General features: G+C 36.1%; 16 protein-coding genes. 6 read left to right on the forward strand and 10 right to left on the reverse strand.

Annotated features, from left to right (window positions below):
- Positions 1–121: 121 nt before the first annotated feature.
- From kdpB to VB798_RS13795, 5 genes are all read left to right on the forward strand, one after another.
- The gene (gene kdpB / locus VB798_RS13775) at positions 122–2,167 is read left to right on the forward strand and encodes a potassium-transporting ATPase subunit KdpB (protein ID WP_323259247.1); all 2,046 of its coding nucleotides are present in this window, start codon (positions 122–124) and stop codon (positions 2,165–2,167) included.
- A 199-nt stretch (positions 2,168–2,366) separates the two neighbouring features.
- Positions 2,367–2,939 carry a K(+)-transporting ATPase subunit C gene (locus VB798_RS13780; RefSeq protein ID WP_323259249.1) on the forward strand — a complete coding sequence of 191 codons (573 nt, stop codon included), beginning with the start codon at positions 2,367–2,369 and terminating at the stop codon, positions 2,937–2,939.
- A 225-nt stretch (positions 2,940–3,164) separates the two neighbouring features.
- Positions 3,165–4,244: a porin gene (locus tag VB798_RS13785; protein ID WP_323259251.1), complete on the forward strand. Its 1,080-nt coding sequence runs from the start codon at positions 3,165–3,167 to the stop codon at positions 4,242–4,244.
- 142 nt (positions 4,245–4,386) lie between these two features.
- Positions 4,387–5,499, forward strand: a complete 1,113-nt coding sequence (locus tag VB798_RS13790) for a sensor protein KdpD (RefSeq protein ID WP_323259253.1) — start codon at positions 4,387–4,389, stop codon at positions 5,497–5,499.
- Positions 5,500–5,590: 91 nt separating this feature from the next.
- Positions 5,591–7,270, forward strand: coding sequence for a sensor histidine kinase (locus tag VB798_RS13795; RefSeq protein WP_323259255.1), 1,680 nt, complete (start codon positions 5,591–5,593; stop codon positions 7,268–7,270).
- Between the two features lie 81 nt (positions 7,271–7,351).
- Here the strand turns inward: VB798_RS13795 and VB798_RS13800 are convergent, their stop codons facing one another.
- Positions 7,352–7,864, reverse strand: a complete 513-nt coding sequence (locus tag VB798_RS13800) for a RidA family protein (protein ID WP_323259257.1) — start codon at positions 7,862–7,864, stop codon at positions 7,352–7,354.
- Positions 7,865–8,155: 291 nt separating this feature from the next.
- Here VB798_RS13800 and VB798_RS13805 point away from each other — a divergent pair, with 291 nt between their 5' ends.
- Entirely contained in the window at positions 8,156–9,688 is a 1,533-nt protein-coding gene (locus VB798_RS13805; protein WP_323259259.1) for a SulP family inorganic anion transporter, read from the forward strand.
- Positions 9,689–9,767: 79 nt separating this feature from the next.
- Here the strand turns inward: VB798_RS13805 and VB798_RS13810 are convergent, their stop codons facing one another.
- The 9 genes from VB798_RS13810 to VB798_RS13850 form a co-directional block, all read right to left on the reverse strand.
- On the reverse strand, positions 9,768–12,605 hold the full coding sequence (locus VB798_RS13810; protein ID WP_323259261.1) for a M16 family metallopeptidase: 2,838 nt from the start codon (positions 12,603–12,605) through the stop codon (positions 9,768–9,770).
- 79 nt (positions 12,606–12,684) lie between these two features.
- Entirely contained in the window at positions 12,685–14,721 is a 2,037-nt protein-coding gene (locus VB798_RS13815) for a protein-disulfide reductase DsbD family protein (RefSeq protein WP_323259263.1), read from the reverse strand.
- A gap of 28 nt (positions 14,722–14,749) precedes the next feature.
- Positions 14,750–15,820, reverse strand: coding sequence for a PLP-dependent cysteine synthase family protein (locus VB798_RS13820; protein ID WP_323259265.1), 1,071 nt, complete (start codon positions 15,818–15,820; stop codon positions 14,750–14,752).
- Positions 15,821–15,938: 118 nt separating this feature from the next.
- Complete coding sequence (locus VB798_RS13825; protein WP_323259267.1) at positions 15,939–17,066, reverse strand: TlpA disulfide reductase family protein; 1,128 nt, start codon at positions 17,064–17,066, stop codon at positions 15,939–15,941.
- Positions 17,067–17,146: 80 nt separating this feature from the next.
- On the reverse strand, positions 17,147–18,523 hold the full coding sequence (locus tag VB798_RS13830; RefSeq protein WP_323259269.1) for a RagB/SusD family nutrient uptake outer membrane protein: 1,377 nt from the start codon (positions 18,521–18,523) through the stop codon (positions 17,147–17,149).
- Positions 18,524–18,536: 13 nt separating this feature from the next.
- On the reverse strand, positions 18,537–21,905 hold the full coding sequence (locus VB798_RS13835; protein ID WP_323259271.1) for a SusC/RagA family TonB-linked outer membrane protein: 3,369 nt from the start codon (positions 21,903–21,905) through the stop codon (positions 18,537–18,539).
- Between the two features lie 286 nt (positions 21,906–22,191).
- Positions 22,192–23,160: a FecR family protein gene (locus tag VB798_RS13840; protein WP_323259272.1), complete on the reverse strand. Its 969-nt coding sequence runs from the start codon at positions 23,158–23,160 to the stop codon at positions 22,192–22,194.
- A gap of 178 nt (positions 23,161–23,338) precedes the next feature.
- Positions 23,339–23,887 carry an RNA polymerase sigma-70 factor gene (locus VB798_RS13845; RefSeq protein WP_323259274.1) on the reverse strand — a complete coding sequence of 183 codons (549 nt, stop codon included), beginning with the start codon at positions 23,885–23,887 and terminating at the stop codon, positions 23,339–23,341.
- A gap of 469 nt (positions 23,888–24,356) precedes the next feature.
- On the reverse strand, positions 24,357–25,127 hold the full coding sequence (locus tag VB798_RS13850) for a response regulator (RefSeq protein WP_323259276.1): 771 nt from the start codon (positions 25,125–25,127) through the stop codon (positions 24,357–24,359).
- Between the last annotated feature and the right edge of the window lie 18 nt (positions 25,128–25,145).

Genomic DNA, 25,145 nt, shown 5'->3' on the forward strand with positions numbered 1-25,145 from the left:
TACGAGCTGTGAGATTTTTTTAAATAAACACTCAAAGCTCATTGCTCAAAGCTCGTAGCTCATTTCTCATATCAAAACTCAAAGCTGATAGCTCAAGGCTCACAGCTTAAAGCTTACTCTTATGAAAACCCAACCAACTTCGCTTTTCCAAGCGGATTTAGTGAAAGAAGCCTTCGCTGCTTCGTTTGTAAAACTAAATCCAAAAATAATGTTCCGAAACCCAGTGATGTTCACGGTTGAATTAGGAACGCTTGTGATGTTATTCGTTACGATTTATAGCATCAATCATACAGACCAAGGCTCATTCGCTTATAATCTAACGGTTTTAATCATCTTATTTTTCACGCTATTGTTTGCCAATTTTGCCGAAGCCATCGCCGAAGCCAGAGGCAAAGCTCAAGCAGATTCTTTGCGTAAAACTCGTGAAGAAACACCTGCAAAGCTTATCAAACAAGTAGGTGAAATGTATTTGAACGAAATTCAAATCGTAAATTCTGCCCAACTCCGTAAAGGAGATGTATTCATCTGCGAAGCAGGCGACACAATCCCTACTGATGGCGAAATTATCGAAGGTTTGGCGACGATTGACGAATCTGCGATTACGGGAGAATCTGCTCCAGTCATTCGTGAGTCGGGCGGCGATAAATCTTCAGTAACGGGCGGTACAAAAGTACTTTCTGATAAAATCAAAGTAATCGTTACGACCGAACCCGGTGAGAGTTTTTTAGATAAAATGATTGCTTTGGTAGAAGGAGCTTCTCGCCAAAAAACGCCGAATGAAATCGCCCTGACGATACTCTTGGCAGGTTTTACTTTAATTTTTATCATCGTTTGCGTAGCCCTTAAACCTTTTGCAGATTACGCTAATACGCCGATTACGATTGCCGCTTTTATCTCACTTTTTGTCTGCTTGATTCCTACCACAATTGGCGGTTTATTATCTGCAATCGGTATTGCTGGGATGGACAGAGCTTTGCGTGCTAACGTAATTACTAAATCAGGAAAAGCCGTAGAAACAGCAGGCGATATTGATGTATTGTTGTTGGATAAAACAGGAACAATTACGATTGGAAACCGAAAAGCAACCAATTTTTATGCAGCCAATGGCACTGATAATATGACTTTTATGAATGCCGTAGTATTAAGTTCTTTAGCAGATGATACACCCGAAGGTAAGTCTATTATTGAGTTGGCAGGTAGTCACGGATTGAAGATTCCAGTACTACAAAATGATGTTGAACTGATAAAATTCACGGCAGAAACTCGTTCGTCTGGTGTGAATTTAGCAAATGGTATTCGTATTCGTAAAGGTGCTTTTGATTCGATGAAAAACCTTGCAGAAAGTGCAGGCAATACTTTCCCAACCGAAATTGCAGACAAAGTGAAATTTATTGCCAGTAATGGTGGTACTCCTTTGGTGGTAACTCAAAATGAAGAAGTGTTGGGTGTTATCGAATTGCAAGATATTATCAAAGTAGGCATTCAAGAACGTTTTGAACGTTTGAGAAAAATGGGCATTAAAACGGTAATGGTAACGGGCGATAATCCTCTGACAGCCAAGTATATTGCCGAAAAAGCAGGTGTAGATGATTTTATTGCTGAGGCAAAACCCGAAGATAAAATGAATTATATCAAAGCCGAACAAGCCAGTGGAAAATTAGTAGCGATGATGGGCGACGGCACAAACGATGCCCCAGCTTTGGCTCAGTCAGATGTAGGCGTAGCCATGAACTCTGGAACTGTGGCCGCCAAAGAAGCGGGAAATATGGTGGATTTGGACAATGACCCAACGAAATTGATTGAGATTGTGGAAATCGGTAAACAATTATTAATGACTCGTGGCACGCTCACTACTTTTTCTATCGCCAACGACGTAGCTAAGTACTTTGCTATTGTGCCAGCCTTGTTTATTGCCAGTATTCCAAGTTTGCAAGGCTTGAATATTATGCACTTGCATTCGCCAGAAAGTGCTATTTTATCGGCTGTGATTTTCAATGCTCTTATCATTCCAGCTTTGATTCCTTTGGCTTTAAGAGGGGTTGACTATAAGCCTATCGGAGCAAGTGCTTTATTAAGAAGAAATTTATTGATTTACGGACTCGGTGGTGTGATTATTCCTTTTATGGGCATCAAAGTACTTGATTTGGCGGTGGGAATGTTTTTCTAAATCGGTTATCGGTTATCGGTTATCGGTTATCGGTTATCGGTTATCGGTTATCGGTTATCGGTTATCGGTTATCGGTTATCGGTTATCAAGGAGTTCTTTTTGAGCTAAAAAGTTCCCAAATTAAGAAAGTTTATTAAAGTAATATACGGTTAACTATTAACAGATAACAATTAACGGTTAACCGATAACAGACAAGAAGATGAAAACTCAATTTTTTCCAGCACTTAAACTCACTTTATTGTGTGTATTGCTATTTGCTTTTGTGTATCCTTTAATCGTGTTGGGATTTGCTCAACTCGCTCCCGATAAAGGAAAAGTTACTTTTGTTGAATACAAAGGTAAGGTTGTTGGAGCAGCCAACATTGGTCAGAAATTCGACCAAGACCAGTATTTTAATGGTCGTCCTTCGGCAGTGAATTATAATGCTGCTGGTTCTGGTGGCTCAAACAAAGGAACTACCAACCCTGATTATTTGGCTCAAGTACAAGCTCGTATTGATACCTTTTTAGTACATAATCCAACAGTACCCAAAGCAGAAATTCCTTCTGAATTAGTAACTGCTTCTGGTAGTGGACTTGACCCACATATTTCGCCAAAAGCTGCTTTGGTACAAGTTGACAGAATTGCTAAAATCATGAATGTATCAAAAGCAAAATTAATCACTTTAGTGAATGCCCAAACCGAAGAACCACTTTTAGGCTTGTTCGGAACAGAAAAAGTAAATGTGCTGAAATTGAATATTGCTTTAGAAGCTTTGAGTCTTAAGCAGTGAGCTATGAGCTTTAAGCTTTTTTTATTGATGGCATGACTAGAAGTCATGCCATCAGTAGGGGGTAATATTCCCAAAAATTTGAATAAATTATTACAGCTCATAGCTCAAAGCTCAAAGTCATGCCATGAGTAGTAAGTAGTATTCCCAAAAATTTGAATAAATTATTATAGCTTGTTGCTCAAAGCTCAAAGCTCATAGCTCAAAGCTAACAGCTCACACAATCTCATGAAAACCATTTATTTAACATTGATTGCCTTGTTCGTTTTTCAAACAAGTATTTTTGGACAAACTGAAAGTAAACCAAGTATCACTTGGTCGGGCTATTTGGAAACGTATTATGTCTATGATTTCAACCAACCTGCCAGCCACGAGCGTCCGAGTTTTATGTATAATCATAACCGACATAATGAGTTCAACCTCAATCTCGGTTTTATTAAAGGCACTTATCTTTCAGCAAATACACGAGCGAATTTGGCTTTGATGGCTGGTACTTATGCCCAGTACAATTTGGCAAGCGAATCTTCATTGATGCAACACGTTTTTGAAGCGAATGTAGGAGTGAAACTTTCAAATAAACAAAACCTTTGGTTGGATGCAGGTATTATGCCTTCGCACATTGGTTTTGAAAGTGCCATTTCAAAAGATTGTTGGACGCTCACCAGAAGTATTTTAGCGGAAAACTCACCCTATTATGAGTCTGGAGCGAAAATTACCTATATCAATGCAGACAATCGTTGGACGCTTTCAGCTTTGGCATTGAACGGTTGGCAGCGAATCAAACGACCAGATGGAAACCAAACAATGGCTTTGGGAACGCAAGTTCAATTTAAACCTAATGAAAAAACCACACTGAATTGGAGTACTTTTATCGGAAATGACAAACCAAGTAGTCAAAAGCAAGAGCGATATTTTTCAAATCTTTATGGCATTTTTCAACTGTCTTCAACATTGGGTTTGATTGCAGGATTTGATTATGGTTTAGAACAAAAAGCGGTGGCTTCGTCTGAGTACAATACTTGGTATAGTCCTGTGGCAATTTTAAAATATACCACAAACACAAAATGGTCAGGAGCGGTGCGTTGGGAGTATTATCAAGATAAAAATGGGGTAATTATCGCCAGCAATACGCCAAATGGCTTTCAAACAAAAGGTTATTCATTGAATATCGACTATAAAGTAAGTGACCAAGTACTCTGGCGAGTGGAAGGAAAATTATTAGAAAGTAAAGACGCAATTTTCAGCAAAGAAGGAAAAGCGGTGAACAATAATTTCTCGCTGAATACTTCAATGGCTATTCAGCTTTGAGCTACGAGCTATGAGCAGTGAGCCTTCAGCTTTACTTTACTATTAAATAAGTATCCCAATATTTTATAGCTCAATACTCATAGCTCGTTGCTCAAAGCTCAAGGCTGAAAGCTCGTAGCTCATAACTCATTGCTAAAAACACATGGAACATTCGGCTCAATATTTTTTAGATTTAATCAAAAGCTCCAAAAGGGGGAAGTTTAAAATTTATATTGGTATGAGTGCTGGCGTGGGCAAAACATTTAGGATGTTGCAAGAAGCCCACACTTTGCTCAGAAACAATGTCAATATAAAAATTGCTTATATCGAAACCCACAACCGAGCCGAAACCCATGCTTTGTTGGAAGGTATTCCTGTGATTCCTCGCCGAAAACTTTTTTATAAAGGCAAAGAATTAGAAGAAATGGACGTACAGGCGGTCATCAACCAACGTCCAGAAATTGCTATTGTCGATGAACTCGCTCATACTAATATTGAAGGCTCTAAAAACGAAAAGCGTTGGCAGGATGTCATGGACATTTTGAATGCAGGCATCAATGTGATTTCTGCCGTCAATATTCAACATCTTGAGAGCCTAAACGATGAAGTAAAACAAATTACCAATGTAGAAGTAGCCGAAAGAGTACCCGATTGGGTTTTGCAACAAGCTGATGAAGTAGTAAACATCGACTTAACAGCTGATGAGCTAATTGTTCGTTTGAAAGAAGGGAAAATCTACGATTTGAAAAAAGTAGAAACTGCCCTGAATAATTTTTTTCAACCAGCTAAATTATTGCAGTTAAGAGAATTAGCTTTGAAAGAAGTAGCTCATCAAGTAGAAAGAAAAGTATTCAACGAAGTATCAAACAGTAAATTTACGCATGAAAGATTTTTGGCTTGTATCAGTTCTAATGCCAATACTTCTAAAAATATCATTCGCAAAACGGCTCGGTTGGCTTCGCATTATGATTCAAAATGGTTTGTATTGTACGTGCAAACGCCTTCTGAATCGGGAGATAAAATCAATTTGGCAACACAAAGACATTTAATTAATAATTTGAAATTAGCCACAGAATTAGGAGCAGAGGTCATCAGAATACCAAGTGATTCGGTCGCAAAAAGTATTGTAGAAATCGCTGAAAAGTACGAAATCACAACAATTTGTATCGGAAAACCACATTTTAGTTTATTCAGAATTATCTTGGCAACAAATTTATTTAATCAATTACTTAAAAAACTTTCGTCTTCGGATATTGATATTGTGATTTTAAGTTAAATAGATTACTCATTAATGGTTGTCTATTATTTCATTGGCAGGCAATCAAAAAAGCTGAAAGCTCATTGCTCACAACTCACAGCTAATTACCATGAAAATCAAAGCAAAACTTCAACTGGGATTATTCTTCCTTTTTTCTGTCATCGTCTTGTTGGGCGGGATGGGAACGTATTATCTGAATCAATTACAGGCAGATTCCAGCAAAATCTTGAAAGATAATATTGAGTCCTTGGGATATGTGCAGGGTATGGAAGAAACACTCAATACTTGGTCGGCTGATACAGCCAAGCAAAAATCCTTTGAAATTTTGTTAGATAAACAAGCCCACAACATTACGGAAGTGGGCGAGCTTGAAGCTACGCAAAATCTACAGAAAGCCTATTTTGAATTTAAAAAAGATAGTTCCGAAACCCATTTTACCAAACTGAATCAAGCTTTATTGAACATTGCCGATTTAAACCAACAAGGTATTGTCAGAAAAAATGCTTTGGCTTTGAAAACTGCAGAAAATGCCAGTAATTATTTAAAAATGGTTGCTATCGTTTGTATGTTATTGACTTTTACTTTTATCGTCAATTTCCCCTCTTACATTGCCAATCCTATCAAAGAACTGACAAAAGGTATTCAAGCAATTACCAATAAAAATTATGAACAACGCTTGCATTTTTCTTCGGAAGATGAATTTGGCGAATTGGCTTCGGCATTTAATTCAATGGCGGAAAAATTGAACGAGTACGAACATTCAAATCTGGCAAAAATACTTTTTGAAAAGAGTAGAATTGAAGCCATTATCAACAATCTAAACGATGCTGTAATTGGTTTGGACGAAAAAAGCAAAATACTTTTCGTTAATATCGTAGCGATTAAAATGTTGAATGTAAAATCAGAAGATTTGATTGGAAAATACGCCCCAGACGTAGCTTTGTACAACGATTTACTGAGAACACTTTTGAATGAAAAAGACCAAAATAAAGAAATAAAAATCTACGCCGACGAACGTGAAAGCTATTTTACAAAAGAGACTTTAACAGTAGAAAGTAACCAGAAAATATTAGGAAAAGTAATTTTGCTGAAAAACATTACTCGTTTTCACGAATTAGATGAAGCCAAAACCAACTTTATCGCCACGATTTCGCATGAATTAAAAACGCCAATTTCAGCGATAAAAATGAGTTTGAAATTATTAGAAAATGAAAAAGTAGGCATTCTGAATCCAGAACAAAGTCAATTGTTAGAAAATATCAAATCAGATAGTCAGAGATTGTTAAATATTACAGGTGAATTGTTGGATTTGACCCAAGTGGAAAGTGGCAAAATCAGTTTGAATTTACAAGCCGTAGCACCGCAAAATATCATTGAATACGCAACTTCGGCAATACAGTTTCAAGCACAGCAACAAAATATAGAAATTGAAATTCAGCTTTCAGACAAGCTTCCACAAGTACAAGCTGATGCTGAAAAGTCAGCATGGATTTTGGTGAATTTACTGACCAACGCCATTCGTTATAGTTCAGAAAATAGCAAAATTATCGTTTCTGCCATTCGTCAAAATGGAACCGTTGTATTTTCTGTACAAGATTTTGGAAAAGGAATCGCACAAGAATACTTAGAAAAAATATTCGACAAGTATTTCCAAACGCCTGATAGTCAGAAAGGAACAGGCTTAGGATTAGCCATCGCTCGCCAGTTTATAGAAGCACAAAACGGACAAATTTGGGTAGAATCTGAAATTGGGAAAGGTAGTACTTTTTACTTTTCGTTGAAGGTTTAGGCTTAAAAAAACTTATAAGGATTTTTATACTCAAATCCTTATAAGTTTATATCCTCAATTAATTCGGACAAATATTTTCAGCTATTCTACTTCTACAATCATTTCTACTTCAACTGCCATATTGAAGGGTAAAGCATTTACACCAAGCGCAGAACGTGCGTGTTTCCCTTTTTCGCCAAAAACCTGAATCATTAAATTAGAAGTACCATTTATTACTTTTGGATGGTCAAAAAACTCACTATCGCTATTCACGAAACCCAAAACTTTTACAATTCTTTTTACTTTGCTTAAATCTCCCAAAGTGGCTTTTAGTACTGCTAATTGTTGAATTGCTGCTAATTCAGCCGCTTTTGCACCTTCTTCAATGGTTAAATCTTTCCCCAATTTCCCTTTAATATATTGCCCATCAGCCTTTAAAGGACCTTTTCCTGAAAGGAATAAAAGATTTCCAGTTCGCACGACATTTACATAACTAGCCACTGGCTGACTCACAGTGGGAAGCGTGATGCCTAATTTTGTTAATTGCTCTTCAGGCGTTTGAGCATGAACTTTAACAGAGAAAAATAACAGGCAAAGTAAGATAAGTTTTTTCATGATGAATAAATTAGTAAGGATGATGATTTTCGATTACTCAAATATTGTTTAAAAAAAGGATTATTCAAATAGGAGCGAAGAGGCTACATCCTATTCTCTTTGATTTTCAACCTTCAGAAGGTACTTTTGTGTGAAATAATGGAAAAACTAGCTAACAAAGCTTCGTTTATTACTTCATCTTGATAGCATTTCAAGATGATTTTTCTCTCCAAACTTTCTTCAATGACAATTACTTGTATTTAGAAAATTACTTTTCCTGAGGTAATATTTTATAGAATCAATTTTAAAATAATGTTAAAGTCTATCAACTTATTTGATTTTAATCAAAAAGTAAATTATAAAACAGAAGTACTAGCGGGACTTACTGTAGCCATGACGATGATTCCAGAATCGCTGTCGTTTGCCATTTTAGCTGATTTTCCACCATTAATGGGTCTTTACGCAGCCTTTATTATGGGTTTGGTAACAGCAATTTTTGGCGGAAGACCTGGATTAATTTCTGGCGGAGCAGGCGCAACAGTAGTTGTATTGATTGCCTTGATGAAATCGCATGGTTTAGAATATGTTTTTGCCGCAGTAGCAATGGCAGGAGTATTTCAGATTATTGTAGGTTTGTTTAAGTTGGGCAAATTCATTCGTTTAGTACCACAACCAGTGATGTTTGGCTTTGTAAATGGTTTAGCGGTTATCATTTTTATGGCGCAAATAGAGCAATTTAAAACGGTACTTGATGGGCAAACTGTTTGGTTATCAGGTACTCCGCTTTATATTATGGCTGGTTTGGTAGCTTTGACGATTGCTATCGTGTTGATTTTTCCTAAAATCAGTAAAGCTGTTCCAGCGTCATTAATGGCAATTATTGTGGTGGGAATTTTGGTTTTTACGCTTAAAATAGAAACCAAAACAGTAAAAGATATTGCTTCTGTTTCGGGAGGATTTCCGCCTTTTCACATTCCCAATATTCCTTTTACGTTTGAAACACTGCAAATTATTTTGCCTTATGGTTTGATAATGGCTGGTGTAGGTTTAACCGAAGGGTTACTGACGCTCAATGTGGTGGATGAACTTACTAAGACAAAAGGAAACGGAAACAGAGAATCGTTAGCGCAAGGAGTAGCCAATATCTTGAATGGTTTTTTCTTTGGGATGGGTGGTTGCCCGATGATTGCCCAAACCTTAGTGAATATTTCTGCGGGCTCAAGAGCAAGACTTTCAGGAATCATCGCTGCACTTACTATTTTGTCGGTTATTCTTTTTGCTTCGCCACTGATTGAAAATTTACCGATGGCGGCTCTCACAGGCGTAATGATTATGGTGGCGATTAGCACTTTTGAATGGATGAGTTTTAAAATCATCAACAAAATGCCTAAACAGGATATTATTGTTGGAATGCTAGTGGCAGGCATTACGATTTGGCTGCATAATTTAGCTTTAGCGGTACTTATGGGCGTAATTATTTCTGCTTTGGTTTTTGCTTGGGAAAGTGCCAAACGCATCCGAGCAAGAAAATATGTCGATGATAAAGGCGTAAAATATTATGAAATTTATGGTCCGCTTTTCTTTGCTTCAACGACTGCTTTTACAGAGAAATTTGACGTTGTAAACGACCCAAATGAAGTCGTAATTGACTTTGCAGAAAGTAGAATTGCAGATATGAGCGCCATTGAAGCGGTCAATAAAATTACTGAACGCTATGCTCAATTAAACAAAACGGTTCGTTTAAAACATCTGAGTGAAGATTGTAGAAAATTATTAGCCAGAGCCGATAAAGTAATCGTTGTAAATATTCTGGAAGACCCGACTTACAGAGTTGCGGGAGATTAGAAGAATTTATTTAAAGTTCATCCACTTCTCCTGTAAAGAAATGGATGAGCTTATTTTTAAACATAAAATTTTCAAAAAACTATATTTCAACACCACTTTTATCCAATTCCACTACTTCATAACCAAGCTTTTCTAAACCTGATTTGATGTTTTTCTTGTCGCCAACTATTACAATTACCATATTTTGGTAAGGTAAATATTGTTTGGCTAAAGCATTTACTTTTGCTTGAGTAAGGTTTTTTAACGTATTTTTTCTAGCCTCTACAAAATTGTCAATTTGCTCATATTCAAGTACTAAACCTAGAAATGAAGCTTTTTGAACTGGCGTTTCGTATTTTAGCGCATCACTTTGTCCGATAGAATTTTTGGTAAAAAGTAACTCATCTGCCGTAATTCCCTGTTCTGCATAGTTTTTGATTTCCTTCATAAACTCTACAACTGAACTATCTGTTGTAGAAGCTTTTACTCCCGCTTGCGCTGTAAAACTTCCTGCAATTTTGGTATTACTAAATGACGAACGAGCACCATAAGTATAACCTTTGTTTTCTCTTAAATTCAAGTTTAATCGGCTATTAAATGCTCCGCCCAAAATATAATTCATCACATACGTTTGGTAATATTCACCTACTGGACTGTAAGGTAAATTGGTAGCATAACCAATTCTGATTTCAGATTGAGCAGCATTTTCTTTGTCCACCAAGTAAATTTTAGTTTTTAAAGATTTTCTATCTTGATTAATCACAGGCATTTTTACTTCTTTGGCTTTCCATTGCGTCAAGAAAGAAAGCTTTGGCATGATTGCATTTTTTGTAATGTCACCGACAATAATCAAGTTTGTAACCGATGGAGAAAAGTATTGCTGATAAAAGGTTTTTATATCTTCTAAGGTAATATTTTTTAGCGTTTCCGCTGTTCCATTCATAGAATACGACTGAATACTTTCTTTACCATAAAGTATTTTGTCAAAAACTTGGTCGGCAATGGCAACGGGCTGAGTACTTTGATTGGCGATGCCTTCTAATTGTTGTTTTTTCAAACGGTCAAAATCTTCTTGAGCAAATTTTGGACTCAAAAGTTTTTCTGCTAAAATCGCCAAAGTAGCGTCTAAATGTTTAGTTAAAGAATTTACTTGTACATAAATGCCTTCTAAACCTGAATTGAATGAAACGGAACTTCCTAATTTTTGTAAAGAAGTACTCAGTTGTTCTGCTGTGTGTTCGTTCGTTGCTTCGTTCATCATGGCAACGGTTAAAGGCATGATTCCCACTTTTGATAAATCATTGGCAGATAAAAAATGTCCACCTTTAATCGTAAAAGAAAGTGTTACGGCTGGTATTTCATTCGTATTTGTCCCAATGATTTTGATGCCGTTTGGTAATTTTTCTTTCCAATAATTTGGCAATTTCATTTCTGGATTTACTCCCGTAGTTGGCTTTTTACTTCTGTCGAAAATATCTTTTGCCTTTACATATTTCAATCCATCATAACCATAATTAGGTGCTTGGTAATTCTCTGGTTGAGCAACAAAATTATTTTCTGAAGCAATCAATTCCTTTTTACCTTTTGGATAAACACTTAAAATAACAGCTTTTTTCCCTTGAATATATTGCTGATATACTCGCATGACATCTTCTTTGGTCACTGCCTGAATGCTTGCTAATTCTTTTGTCAACAAACCAGCGTCTCCAGCTAATGCCTGATAATTTGCCAATTGAGAAACTTTACCTGATACGCTTGATAAATTTCGAACCGTACTTGCTTCATAATTTGCCTTGAATTGTGCCAAATCGTCGTCGTTTACGCCTCTTTTTTCAAATTCATCAAAAGTACTTCTAATCATTTTCTCCATTTGGTTCAAAGGAGTATTGGGTAAAGCAACTACCGTCATCGTAAATTCTCCTGCTAATTCTGACGTTGAATTGTAGGCTCCTGCCTGCAAAGCTTTTTGACTTTTCACAAAATTCTTGTAGAAAAGGGAAGTTTTGCCACCCCCTAAAATCTGAGCGAGAACATCTAATGCTGCTTCGTCTTTATGAAATGCAGGCGTGGTTGGAAAAACCATTTGCAACATCGGAAAACGAATATTGTCTTCATAACTTACATAACGGTCGGTTGATAAAGCCACTGCTGGAACGATTGTTTTATCGACAGCAGGACAAGTAGGAATTGAACTAAAGTACTTTTCAACCAATTTGATTACTTCTTTAGGATTAACATCTCCACCAATCGACAAAGCGGCATTGTTTGGTCCATACCAACGTAAAAAGAAATTTTTAAGGTCGTTTACATTTACTCGGTTCAGGTCTTCAATGTAACCTATTGTTAACCAAGAATATGGATGTCCATAAGGATAAAGCGTTTTCGCAACATATTCACTTCCTAAACCATACGGACGATTATCATAATTTTGTCCTCTTTCATTTTTCACTGTAGCTCGTTGAATCTCAAATTTGCCTTGTGTTACGGCATCTAATAAAAAACCCATGCGGTCGGCTTCTAGCCATAAAGCTCTTTCTAATTGATTACTCGGAACAGTTTCAAAATAATTGGTACGGTCACGATTGGTCGTACCGTTCATATTGCCACCTGCTTCAGTAATAATTTTAAAATGTTCTTCGTCGCCTACGTGGTCAGAACCTTGAAACATCATGTGTTCAAAGAAATGTGCAAAGCCCGATTTTCCGATTTCTTCTCTTGCCGAACCCACATGATAGGTTACGTCAACATGAACAACAGGGTCGGAATGGTCTTCGTGAATAATCAAGGTTAAACCATTTGGCAAAATATATTTCTCATAAGGAATCACCAATTCATTTCCTTTTTTGGTGACTTTCTCGACCAATTTGGTCTGAGAAAAACTGATATAAGTACTGCTTAAAGCCAGTAATAATGCTATGATAGCTTGTGTTTTTTTCATAAATATTTTAAGTTCTGAATTTGAAAAAATATAATAATTCCTATTCGAAGGCGAATTAATTCGTCGCCGAATGGAAAATTTATAAACTCCTAAAAGCCTTCAACCCACTTTCTAGGAATTGTACAAAATTGTTTACTTCATAATTTGCACCTTGGGGTTTAATTAATTCTTTGCCTTCGGAATCTAGCAAAACATAATATGGTTGTGAATTGGTATTGAAGCGTTTAGCTTGCATCTCACTCCATTTTTTTCCTATTGTGGTGATTTTCTTTTGACTATAATCCGACAAATATTGTTCTTGTGAAGGCAGTTCTGTTTTGTCATCCACATACAATTGAATCAATACATAATCATTTTGTAAATACTTCAAGACTTCTGGCTTCGACCAAACGGTTGCTTCCATTTTACGACAATTCACACAGGCGTGACCAGTAAAATCTATCATCACAGGTTTGTGCTGTTTTTTTGCAAAAGCTATTCCTTCTTCATAATCAAAAAAAGTATCCAAATTGAGCGGAGCGTGGAAAATATCAGCGTATTTATGGGTACTTTCAGAAGTTTTTGAGCTGTTTGTACCGAGTCGGGAAGTATATAAATCGAAATCTTGGGTATGTTGTGGGGGTAAAAATGCCGCAATGGCATCAAGCGGAGCACCCCATAAACCCGGAATCATATAAACCGTAAAAGCAGCCGTAACGATACTCATAAACAAACGAGAAGTAGAAAGGTAAGCCAAAGGACTATCATGCGAAAATTTGATTTTGCCTAATAAGTATAAGGTTAGCAAACCGAAAATAACAATCCATAGGGCTAGGAAAATCTCTCTATCAAACCATTGCCAGTGATAAGCCAAATCTACATTGGATAAAAATTTTAGAGCAAGTGCTACTTCTAAAAAGCCTAAAACAACTTTCACACTATTCAGCCAACCACCAGATTTTGGGAGCGCATTTAGCCAAGATGGAAACATTGAAAACAAAGTAAAAGGCAAAGCCAATGCCAAAGCAAAACCAAACATTCCTATGGCTGGTCCAAGTATTTGTCCCATCGTAGCGGCTTGTACTAACAAAGTGCCAATAATTGGTCCTGTGCAAGAAAATGAGACCAAAGCCAACGTAGTAGCCATAAAAAATATGCCTAAATAACCACCTTTATCAGCTTTTGAATCGGAAGCATTGAGCCAAGAAGCTGGCAACATGATTTCGAAAGCACCAAAAAACGAAGCGGCAAAAACCAATAACAAGATAAAAAAGGCGAAGTTGAAAATGCCATTGGTAGATAAATCGTTAAGGGCATCTGCACCAAAGAAAATAGTAATCAACAGCCCCAAGCTCACGTAAATCACAATAATTGATAAACCGTAAACTAAAGATTTGGTGATGCCTTCGGCTTTTGTTCCTGCTCTTTTGGTAAAAAAACTCACCGTCATAGGTAACATCGGAAAAATACAAGGCATTAAAATAGCCGCAAAACCACCTAATAAACCTGCTAAAAAAGTCAGCCAAAGCGGTTTGGGTTCGGTAGCTTTTTCTACTGAAATAGTTGTAACTGTTGATTTGCTGGCGGATGTATCTTGAATATTTGTTGCTTGATTTTGCACTTGTCCGACAAGCGTATCTGTTGTTTTGAGTGCTAAAGCGGTATCTTTTTGAAGAGGAATTTTCGCAGTAATTTTTACAGGAATTTCAAAGGCTACTTGGTCTGGCGGTAAGCATTGTACATCGTTACAAACCATAAATTCTACACTTCCTTTTACCAAGGCTGTACTTTCTTTGAGCTTTATTTTCTGAGAAAACTTAGCGGTATGCTCAAACCAAAGTAAGTCCATACTGAAAGATTGGTCGTAAGCTTTAATCACTTTACTTTCTTCGATTACTTTCCCAATAAGTTCAAAAGCTGGCGATGGACTGATAATAAACGAAGTTGGGACTGGTCCACCGTCACTAATATGTTGTGAATAAATATGCCAATGTTTGTCGATGTTTGCGGAGAAAGTAAGCATTACTTCTTGCCCAGTAATCGGCTTTGCTTTGAAAGTCCATTTCACAGGTTTTTCAATCTGAGCTTCTGAACAAAAGCATAGCAATAGTGATAAAAAAAGAAATATCTTTTTCATAAAGAGTTGTTTTTGATTACAACGATGGTTAAATAATACGAGGAGATAAAATAGATAAACGACTGATAGGACGATAATTAATAAAATCTATTTCAGTAGCAAGATAGCCTTCTTTTGGATTTTCCTCTTTCATCAAATCGGTACTCAAATATTTTTTATTGTCGTCACACAAAATCGTGACGATTCGAGCATCAGCACCCATTTTCTCTTGTAATTTAATTGCCCCAATCAAGTTTGCTCCAGAAGAAATACCAACAGCCAAACCCAATTGATGAGCTAGTTTTTGGGCAACAATAATAGAATCTCCATCGCTGGCTTGAACAGGCTTTTCTAGTTCATCAAATTTGATAATTTCAGGAATAAACTCATCAGAAATTCCTTGAATACGGTGTGTTCCTATTTTTTTACCTGCTGTAAGTGTAGGAGATTCTTCGGGTTCTAAAGGATGCACACAAATAGCAGGATTTCTAGATTTTAGGTAGCGTCCCACGCCCATTACTGTTCCGCCAGTACCGACACCTGCAACGAAAGCATCGGGAGTAATATCTATATTTTGTAATTGTAACCAGATTTCCTTTCCAGTAGTAACTTGATGAGCATCAGCATTATAATCATTCGCAAATTGACGGGGTAAGAAAATATTAGTATTCATTGCCGCCATTTGTTCTGAAAGACGAATACTTCCTAAAAAACCACCTTCTTCTTTAGAAATCAATGTGATTTTAGCGCCGAGACTGGCAATTATGTCCATTCGTTCTTTACTGAGCCAATCGGGCATGATGATTTGAACAGGATGCCCCAACGTGCGACCAATGGCAGAAAAAGAAATACCAGTACTTCCGCTGGTGGCTTCAACGATTAAATCGTTCGGAGAAATTTTACCTTCTTGATATGACTTTTGAAGAATATACAAAGCCATTCGGTCTTTGATACTTCCCGTAAGATTATACTGTTCGCATTTTACATACAGCGAACGAATACTGTTTTTGTATGAATAGAAAATCTCAAGCATTGGCGTATTGCCCACCAAATGCCAAAGGTGATTAAATTTTTCTTGTAAGTCCTTTTTTAATGGATTTATTTGTGTTGATGAGTGCATTAGGTTTTCAATTTTGACTAGCAAATTGTTACATTAAGGCAATAAGGTTTCCTTGGGTTGTATATGTAATGGTACATATGCAACCCAAGGAAAATAATCAGTAATACTGTTGATTGGATTAATGGATTAGCTCAGCTAGTTTTTTATGAAGCTCTTCGCTTCTAAGGTTTTTGGCAATGATTTTACCATTTTTATCCAACAAGAAATTCATCGGAACAGCACTTACAGCATACATTTTTGCTGCTTCATTTTGCCAACCTTTTAAATCTGAAACGTGAATCCAAGTCAATTTATCGGCATTGATAGCTTTTAACCAATTGGCTTTTTTATCGTCTAAAGAAACACCCACAATTTCAAAATTCTTATCACGGTATTCATTATACGCTTTTACAACATTTGGGTTTTCTTTTCTACATGGACCGCACCAGCTTGCCCAGAAATCTACCAATACATATTTACCTTTAAGCGATGCTAAAGTAAAAGCATTGCCAGTAGTATCTTCCATGCTAAAAGCTGGAGCCATTCTACCAACATCAACTTTGGCTGATTTGTCTAAAAACTCTTTAACGCTTGTTCCATAATATGAAGACTGAGCATTTTTAGCTAAAAGGTTATAATATTCTTTTGCTTTGTTTTCAGAACCCGCACCCATGAAATAGCTATTGATGATAAATGCACTAATCATAGAATTAGGGCGAGTTGTAATAAATTGTCTGCAAATACTATCTGCATAAGTTTCCCCAGCAACAAATAGTGTATGAGCCTTCTGTCTGATGGCAACACTATCTGGATTATTCGTTTTTACAGTAGTTCTGTATAATTTATCCGACTGACTCATAATGGCATACGCACCTTCCATTTGCTTGCGGTGTATCATCCATTCGTTGTGCAAAGGCGAACCTTTTACCGTTCCTTTGCTGATAGAATCTTTAGTAGTTTGTACAGTGATAGCTCCTCCTTGTACAAAAATATTTAGGCGTTCTTTTCTAGGATTCAAATATAAACCATAGATAGATGGATAGGCTAATTTCCCTTTGAAAGCAAACTTTCCGTCGGTACTTACCAAAGAATCTATGTCGAAACCTTTTCCATTATAGTGTGAAAGAAAGATTTTTTCATCTTTTAATCCTTCAATTTTTCCTGTAAGGCTAAATACTTCTTCTTTTACTGCTGTTGGCTTAGTTTGAGCCAAAGCACCTGTGATTGACAAAGCTAAAAAGCTTAATGCCATTGATATTTTTTTCATAACCTTTACTTGTTTATTGTGAATGATTTTGAGTTCAATTTTTATCAATAGGAATGGGATTCATCCCATTCCTATTTGATTTAATATCCTGAATTCTGTGTCAAATTTCTGTTAGCAAGTCTTTGATTTTCAGGAATTGGATAAAGTACTGCGGTTGATTTCCACGTTTTTGCTTTCAAACCACCCAAAACAGCATCGGCTCTGTTGCTACGTTTTAAGTCTAACCAACGATGTCCCCATTCTCCGAAAAACTCTACTTTACGTTCTTGTTCAATTGCCAATAATAATTGTTCTTTGGTCAACGAACTTGATAAAGCTGGTAATCCTGCTCTTTTACGAATGATGTCGACATCAGCTTTCGCCTCTGTCAATTTACCTTGTTGTGCTGCTGCTTCTGAACGAATCAAATACAATTCGGCAAAACGCAAAGCAACGCTGTATTCATTGCCTGTACCTGTTCTTACTTTGTATTTGTTGATGAAGTAATAATTGTTTGTACCAATTTTGGTTACGCCAGTCCAATTGGTTTTTCTTAAATCAACTTCTTCAAACGATTTGTACAAAGTATCATAAAGTGAAAAAGCTGGAATGACACCTGTCGCTGCCAAGTAATTCCCTCCGAAAATAGAAACTCCCGTTGTGTTGGCTACTTGCCAAATAATTTCATTACTTGTATTCACAAAAGCATCGGCTGGTGCTGGCAAAGTATAAGCCTGTGCCGTAATTACTTGGCTTGCTTGGCTTTCTGCATTTGCCCAATCTTTGCTGTACAAATAAGCTCGTGCCAACAACGTAGTAGCGGCATGTTTATTGACACGGCCTTTGAAAGTACCCACATAAGTAACAGGTAAATGTGCTTGAGCTTCTTTTAAATCAGTGATGATTTGTGCCCAAATAGCAGTAGCGGGTGTTCTTGGTAAACTTGCTTTTGCTTCATAGTCAGCATCTGGTGTTAGCGACATCGGTACATCGCCAAATAAATTCACCAAATAGAAGTACGATAATGCTCTCACAAATTTTGCTTCGCCCAATAATTGTTCTTTTACTGTTGGCGTTAAAGTTTGCGATTTATTCAAACCTGAAATAGCATTATTTGCATTTTTGATTTGCTGATAAGAATAAGCCCAAATCGTGTTTTCAACCAAAGAATTATTGGTACTCAAAGCATTATTTTCAAATTCATCATAAGATGTATTGGCTGCATTATACTGAATATCATCCGCCGACATGCCCGGAAAGAAAGTACATCCTTGAACAAATTGACTCATGTTTGTTCCTGAATACAAACCTAAAATAGCACTTGAAGCCGTGGCATCAGCTTTGAAAACATCTTCAGAAACAACCTGCGTAGGCGGTGCGCCTAATTCTACAAACGATTCGCATGAAGAAAAAAGCGATAAGGAAGTGATGGCTGTCGCCCAAAATACTCCTTTGAATTTTTTATGGATATTTATCATGATATTTCCTTAATTAAAATGAGCAATTGATACCAAACAAAATCGTTCTAAGTGGCGGTAAAACCTGTGCAATTGTACCTGTTCCTAAACCTGGAGGGCCACCGCCAACAGTAGTTTCTGTATCTAAAATGTATTTGTTTTTAGACCACGTAAACAAGTTTTGTCCTTGTACATAAATTCTACAATTGGTCATTCCCAATACTTTTGAAATGTTTTTAGGAACATTGTAAGCAATACTTGCTGATCTTAATTTCAAGTAAGAAGCATCTCCCCAGAAAGCATCCGACGAACTGAAGAAATTATATGAATTATACAAAGCTGTACCTGCTGTGGTCGTTGCTGCTGGAATATTCGTAACATCACCTTCTTGTTTCCAAACATTCAAATACGAAGTATTTTGGTTATTCAACGTTCCCGGTCTGTTATTTAAAATATTGGTTTGTCCGAAACGATGATTGTATTGGAAGAAGAAATCTAATTGGAAGTTTTTATAAGAAACACTATTTCCTAAACCACCATAATAAGGCGTTCCGATTTTCGCTACATAACGGTCATCAAAAGTAACCACACCATCTTTGTTGATGTCTTCATATTGAGCAGCTCCCGTTTTTGGGTCAACACCCAAATAGTGAAGGACTTTTGTAAAGTTGATAGGTTGTCCAACTACATAAGAACCACTAGAGAAAGTATTTTCTATGCCTGGGAATTCAACTAATTTGTTTTTCGGTAAAGTAATATTGAAGGTAGAAGTCCACTTCCAGTCGCCAGCAGAAACATTCGTTGTATTCAAATCAAATTCCAAACCGCTGTTTTCAATCAAAGCAGGTAAGTTTGATAGAATGGCATTATAACCAGTTTGTGTTGGCAAACGCAAGTAAGCAATTTGGTTACTTGAACGGTTATTATAATATTCTGCTGTTAATAATACTTTATCTTTCAAGAAACCTAATTCTAGGGCCAATTCAAATTTCTTTGTTGTTTCCCATTGAATATCGGCATTTGGTAAAGTAGCAGGGTTCATCACAGGATTATTCAAATACGTTCCTGAAGTACTGTAAAGTGGTAAATATAAGTAATTAGAAATCTGGTCGTTACCAGTAGTTCCATAACTTGCTCTTAATTTACCGAAACTCAATACGGGTAATTTTTTAGCGAAATCTTCTTCACTGAAAACCCAAGCTGCACCAATTGCACCAAAATTACCGAAGCGATTATTTGGACCAAAACGAGAAGAACCATCTCTACGGAAAGTAGCATTCGCAAAGTATTTTCCTTTCCAATCATAGTTTACACGACCGAAAAGTGCATTGTATTTATATTCTACAATGTTGTTGTAATTGATGGTAATTAAACCTGCTGCCGAAAGCGTATTCAATAATGCTTCGCTACTATAATTACTTCCTGTGATATAATATCCATTTGAAGTATTATGTTGCCAGCTTGCTCCTGCTACTGCTAATAATTTACCTTCGCCAATTTCTTTTGTATATTCTGCTGTTGGTTCAATAATGTAGTTTTGTGCCTTATTATTCGCAAAAACAGAATTACTTGTTGGGTTTGAAACAGGATTCAATACCGAAGCAGGCGTTAAATTTTTCTGGTCTAAATCAGTAATGGTATAACCAAAGTTTGATTTGATATTGAAGCCAGAAAACACATTATATTTTACACTTGCATTAGCAATTAAGTTAGAGCTATTTGATAAATAAGTTCTTCCCAAAGTTGATAAGGGATTCGTGAAATTTGATGACCAAAACCATTTTCCGTTTGCATCATATAATGGCAAGTTTGGCGGTAAATTATACACCATACTCACATCACTTTGTGGTAGATTGGTATTGTCTTTCGAATAACTTACAGCAAAAGCAACATTCAATTTTCTATTTTTTGAATTATGGTCTAAATTCAAACGACTGGTAAATCTTTTGTTTGAAAAATCGCCCGGAAAAATTGTTGTTTCAGTTCTGTAACCTGCGTTAAACAAGAAACGAGTATTGGCATCACCGCCCGAAAGCGTTGTTTGAATATCATTGATTTTACCAGTTCCACCCAATAAAAACTTTTGCCAGTCGGTTGTTTTAGTTTTATCCCAAACCAATAAATCTGGCGCATTATTAACTGTTGGCGTTATGCCATCGTTTCTAAATGCTTGTGTTCTTAAATCATAATATTGTTCAGGATTTAACATCGGAATAAAACGATTCAATTCACTAAAACCCGTTGACGCATTTACATCAAATTTCGTTTTACCTGATTTTCCTCTTTTGGTCGTAATCAATACTACGCCATTCGCACCACGAGAACCATAAATTGAAGTAGCATCAGCATCTTTCAAAATATCAATACGTTCGATGTCGGCTGGATTAATCATACTAAATGGACTCACGCCACCATTTGCACCAGAAGTACCAAAAGCATTCAAATTGTCTGTCGCTGGCGAACCACCGTTGAAATTTGTAAATGGCACACCATCAATTACATACAAAGGAATTGTACCTGAAGAAAGTGAACCCTGACCACGAATTTGGATTTGTACGGCACTTCCTGGAAGTCCGTTATTTTGTGCAATCTGCGCTCCAGGAATACGTCCCGGCAAAGCAGCCAATACATTGGCGATTGGTTGTTTTGAAATTTCAGCCGAAGTAATTGAACTAACAGAACCCGTATTGATTCTTTTTGATGAAGTTCCATAACCAATTACCACTACTTCATCCAAGGCTTTTTGAGAAGGCTTCAGCGATATTTTTAAATCTGTAGCATTTCCAACTGTGATTGTATATGATTCAAAACCAACATAAGTAAACAAAAGAATGTATCCTTTCTTTGCCAAAATGCGGAATTTACCGTTTTCATCTGTGATAGTTCCAAATGGTGTACCTTTGGCAGTTACAGATACCCCTATTAAAGGTTCGCCCGTTTCGGCAGAGGTAACAATACCTGTAACGTCTTCCTTTACTGCTTCGCTAGAAGTACTCGTTACAGTACTTCCTTTCAATAAATTCAAAGGAGTATTGTTGGCACTACGAGAAAGAATAATCAAATGTTCATCTTTCACGGCATATTTTATGCCCATCGGTTTAAGTAATCCATCCAATAAAATTCCTAAAGATTCTTTAGAAGAAGTAACACTTACCGTTTGATTCAAATTGATTTGACTGCTACTGTAAACAAACTTTATTTTCGCTTCTTTTTCCAAACGTGACAAAGCACTTTTGAGTGAAACGTTTTCAATTTTGATGGAAACACCTTGATTAAGAACTCCTTGTGCAAAATTTACATGAGCATTGATGATTCCAGTAAAAACCATAATTATGATGGCTTGATACATGGTAAACCGCATAATTCTTAGGGTTAAGTCTTTGATTCGATAATTTTCTATCATACCTTTGGTTGGGTTTTATTCTTTGTTGAAATGGAGGAATAAGACAATAGTTTCTCATCACCGTTTTCCAAACGGTGTTATGAAATGATTGAGCCAAGGCAGGAGTGCTGGGAACACTCTTGCCTTTTTTTACGATTTTTTTTCTGTCATTAAGGATTATATTGGGGTTTGTTGATTATTTAGTTTGGTTTTATTTTTATTGCTTTAGGCTTTGGGCGGTAAGCTTTAGGCATTGAATAATTGATAAACCTGTTTATTCATATTTTATAATTCATAACTCATCACTCTATTTACATCCTTCTGCTCTCAGCCACACGCTATTGTTTTCTATCTCAAAAGTGCCATTCAAGGTTTGGCAAAGTACTTCAAAGGTTTTTACTAAAGACTGATCTGTGAAATCTGCTGTAATCAAACAATTGGCTACAGTATTATCTGTTAGTTTTACTTTCACATCGAATTTTGCTTCAATTTTCTTGATGATTTCACTCATTTGAGCATCTTCAAAATTCATGTTGTATTCAGTATTTGCCAAATATTCTTCTTTTTGAACGTTCGTTTGGGCTTTAATTTCCTTTTCAGCAGGCATGCAAATAGCTTTTTCTGAAGGTAGTATCAACAGTTGCTTATTCGTGTTAGCCAATGAAACGGTTACTTTCCCAGTAAAAACTACGACTTCGATATGCTTACCGATGGGTCTGATGTTAAAACTTGTTCCCAACACACGAGTATCCATATTTCCTGAATGAACGATGAAAGGATGCTTTGCATCTTTGGCTACTTCAAATAGTGCTTCACCGCTTAAACTTACTTCACGAGTGGCTTGGTCAAAATGTTCTGGGTAAGCCAAAGTACTTTTTCCTTTCAACCAAATAATACTGCCATCAGGAAGCATTATTTTTTTGGTTTGTCCTTCCGACGAAGCCTGTAATGTTTCATTTTTCCAATCAAATACATCATAAGCAAGTACTAATGAAACTGCCAAACCGATAAAAACAACTAAAACTGCTGCTATTTTAACATAAGCAGCCCAATTAAAAAGCTTTACCGTTTCATTGGGTAAGGGCTTAATTTCTTCCTTGATTTTGGCAAACATTCTTTGTTTGATAGCCAATTTTTCTTTTTCATTTATTTCCTCAAAGGCGTTTTCCTCAATTGCTAAAGAATTCATCCATTCTTCAACAATTAATTTTTCTGCTGGCGTACAGTTGCCTTGTTGGTACTTGTCAATAAGTACTATAAGTTTTAAATCTTTCATTGCTGTTTTAAAAATGAGTAGATAAAATAATATTTCGGAAGATTCATGAATGCCCAAATATTATTTTATGTATCCTCTTATAGTGAAGTAAATGCAAAGGCGAAATACACCTATTTCAAAATGAAAATATTTAATCTTTTTTTTAAAATAGCTTAATACGGCTAAAAAAACAGGTTTTTTAGTGTATAAATAATTCAAAAAAAATGCTGAAAACTAAAAAATCGCCCAAGGAACTACGCAAATGTTTGAGTCCTTTGCTAAGATGATTTTCGACGGTTTTATGAGAAATGTTTAATTGAAGCGCAATTTCTTGAATACTTAAATGATGAATTCTACTGAGTCGAAATACTTCTTGACATTTTTCTGGAAGCTCTTCTATGCTTTTTTCTAGCATCATTTTCAAATCATTCAATGCCATTTGTTCGTTGGTTGAATCATCAAAAAGGGCATCTCTGAAATGGTTAAAGCTATCAATATAGCTATTTCGTACTTGTGTTGATTTCATGAAATTCAACATTTGGTACTTTACTGCTTGGAAAAGATAGCCTGAAAGCGAGCTGGTAATTTGAAGGTTTTCACGATTTGACCAAAGTGAAACAAAAATATCTTGGATGATTTCTTCACAGGCTTCTTTTTCTCTAAGACGATTGTAAGCAAAAGCATATAATTTAGCCCAGTACTTTTCATAAATTTCATCAAAAGCTAAAGTATCGCCTTGCTGTATCAAAGCAAATAATTCTTGGTCAGTATGTAATATCGTTTTATTTATCGCTTTAGGGTTATGAATTTTTTCAAGCTCGATTTTGTGAAATTACAAAAAATATGAGGATTTTCAATCTGAATCATAAAGCTACAAACATCTTATTTAGGATTGACGTTTTTTCCAAAAAATGTATAAATGGAACTGATTTTTAATAAAAAAACAAAAAAAAGTCAAAATATAAATCTTTTCGCAAGCTCAACGTATTTGATTGACAAAAAATAGCTGAAAAATATTGAAAATTAAACCTGTTGTTTTTATTTGAAGACATTTGTTATAATGCATAATCTATAAAAACTATAGACAAAATTACAAAATACAATCAATAGCGCAATCATATTCCTGTTTTTTACAAGATTAATTGCACAAAGGATAAGAAATGCTATTGATTTTTGGAGAATAAATGGAAGAAAAATGAAGAGAATAAAAGGTAATTTTACTTCTTTTCTAATTGCTTAGAATTCATGTATTCGGTAGGCGTAACATTGAATTGCTTCTGGAAATTTCGGGCAAAATTACTTTGCGAACTAAAACCGACCATGTAAGAAACCTCGAAAATGCGGTGATTTCCTTGTGCCAATAATTCAGCGGCTTTTTTCAAACGAGTAATGTTAATGAGTTCGATGGGCGTGAGTACTGAAATGGCTTTTATTTTTCGATAAAGCGTAATGCGGCTCATGTTCATGATTTCCGCCAATTTTTCTACATCTAAGTCTGTATCTTCAATATTTTTGGTAATAGTATCATGAAGCGTTTCTAAGAATAACTCGTCTGCCCTTGAATGCGCCATACTTTTAATGTGAATCAATGGAGAATTGGCGAAATATTCTCGAATGATATTTCGATTATTCAGTAAACTGGCAATTTGTGCTTGGAGGTATTCTTTAGAAAATGGTTTTTCAATATAGGCATCAGCACCTAGTTCCAAACCTTCTACTTTGGCTTGAATAGCGTTTTTGGCAGTCAATAAAATTACCGGAATATGCGAAAACTCAACGTTTGATTTAATTTTTTTACACAATTCAAAACCATCCATCACGGGCATCATCACATCGCTGATAATTAATTGTACGGACTCTCTTTCCAAAATTTTCAAAGCTTCTGCACCATCTTCTGCTTTCAGGATGGCGTACTTACTTTTGAGCATTCTTTCCAAGAATTCCAAAATTTCGTCATTATCATCTACTAATAATACGACGGGTTGCATATCGTTTGTCATTAATTT

Source organism: Arcicella lustrica, from assembly GCF_034930985.1.
Lineage (GTDB): Bacteria > Bacteroidota > Bacteroidia > Cytophagales > Spirosomataceae > Arcicella > Arcicella lustrica.

Excerpts from the sequence above, each read along its gene's own strand:
- kdpB (WP_323259247.1), top strand. The coding sequence starts at position 122 with ATGAAAACCCAACCAACTTCGCTTTTCCAAGCGGATTTAGTGAAAGAA.
- VB798_RS13810 (WP_323259261.1), bottom strand. The coding sequence starts at position 12,605 with ATGAAAAAAACACAAGCTATCATAGCATTATTACTGGCTTTAAGCAGT.
- VB798_RS13820 (WP_323259265.1), bottom strand. The coding sequence starts at position 15,820 with ATGCACTCATCAACACAAATAAATCCATTAAAAAAGGACTTACAAGAA.
- VB798_RS13830 (WP_323259269.1), bottom strand. The coding sequence starts at position 18,523 with ATGATAAATATCCATAAAAAATTCAAAGGAGTATTTTGGGCGACAGCC.
- VB798_RS13790 (WP_323259253.1), top strand. The coding sequence starts at position 4,387 with ATGGAACATTCGGCTCAATATTTTTTAGATTTAATCAAAAGCTCCAAA.
- VB798_RS13795 (WP_323259255.1), top strand. The coding sequence starts at position 5,591 with ATGAAAATCAAAGCAAAACTTCAACTGGGATTATTCTTCCTTTTTTCT.
- VB798_RS13840 (WP_323259272.1), bottom strand. The coding sequence starts at position 23,160 with ATGAAAGATTTAAAACTTATAGTACTTATTGACAAGTACCAACAAGGC.
- VB798_RS13805 (WP_323259259.1), top strand. The coding sequence starts at position 8,156 with ATGTTAAAGTCTATCAACTTATTTGATTTTAATCAAAAAGTAAATTAT.
- VB798_RS13800 (WP_323259257.1), bottom strand. The coding sequence starts at position 7,864 with ATGAAAAAACTTATCTTACTTTGCCTGTTATTTTTCTCTGTTAAAGTT.
- VB798_RS13815 (WP_323259263.1), bottom strand. The coding sequence starts at position 14,721 with ATGAAAAAGATATTTCTTTTTTTATCACTATTGCTATGCTTTTGTTCA.
- VB798_RS13825 (WP_323259267.1), bottom strand. The coding sequence starts at position 17,066 with ATGAAAAAAATATCAATGGCATTAAGCTTTTTAGCTTTGTCAATCACA.
- VB798_RS13835 (WP_323259271.1), bottom strand. The coding sequence starts at position 21,905 with ATGATAGAAAATTATCGAATCAAAGACTTAACCCTAAGAATTATGCGG.
- VB798_RS13850 (WP_323259276.1), bottom strand. The coding sequence starts at position 25,127 with ATGCAACCCGTCGTATTATTAGTAGATGATAATGACGAAATTTTGGAA.
- VB798_RS13785 (WP_323259251.1), top strand. The coding sequence starts at position 3,165 with ATGAAAACCATTTATTTAACATTGATTGCCTTGTTCGTTTTTCAAACA.
- VB798_RS13780 (WP_323259249.1), top strand. The coding sequence starts at position 2,367 with ATGAAAACTCAATTTTTTCCAGCACTTAAACTCACTTTATTGTGTGTA.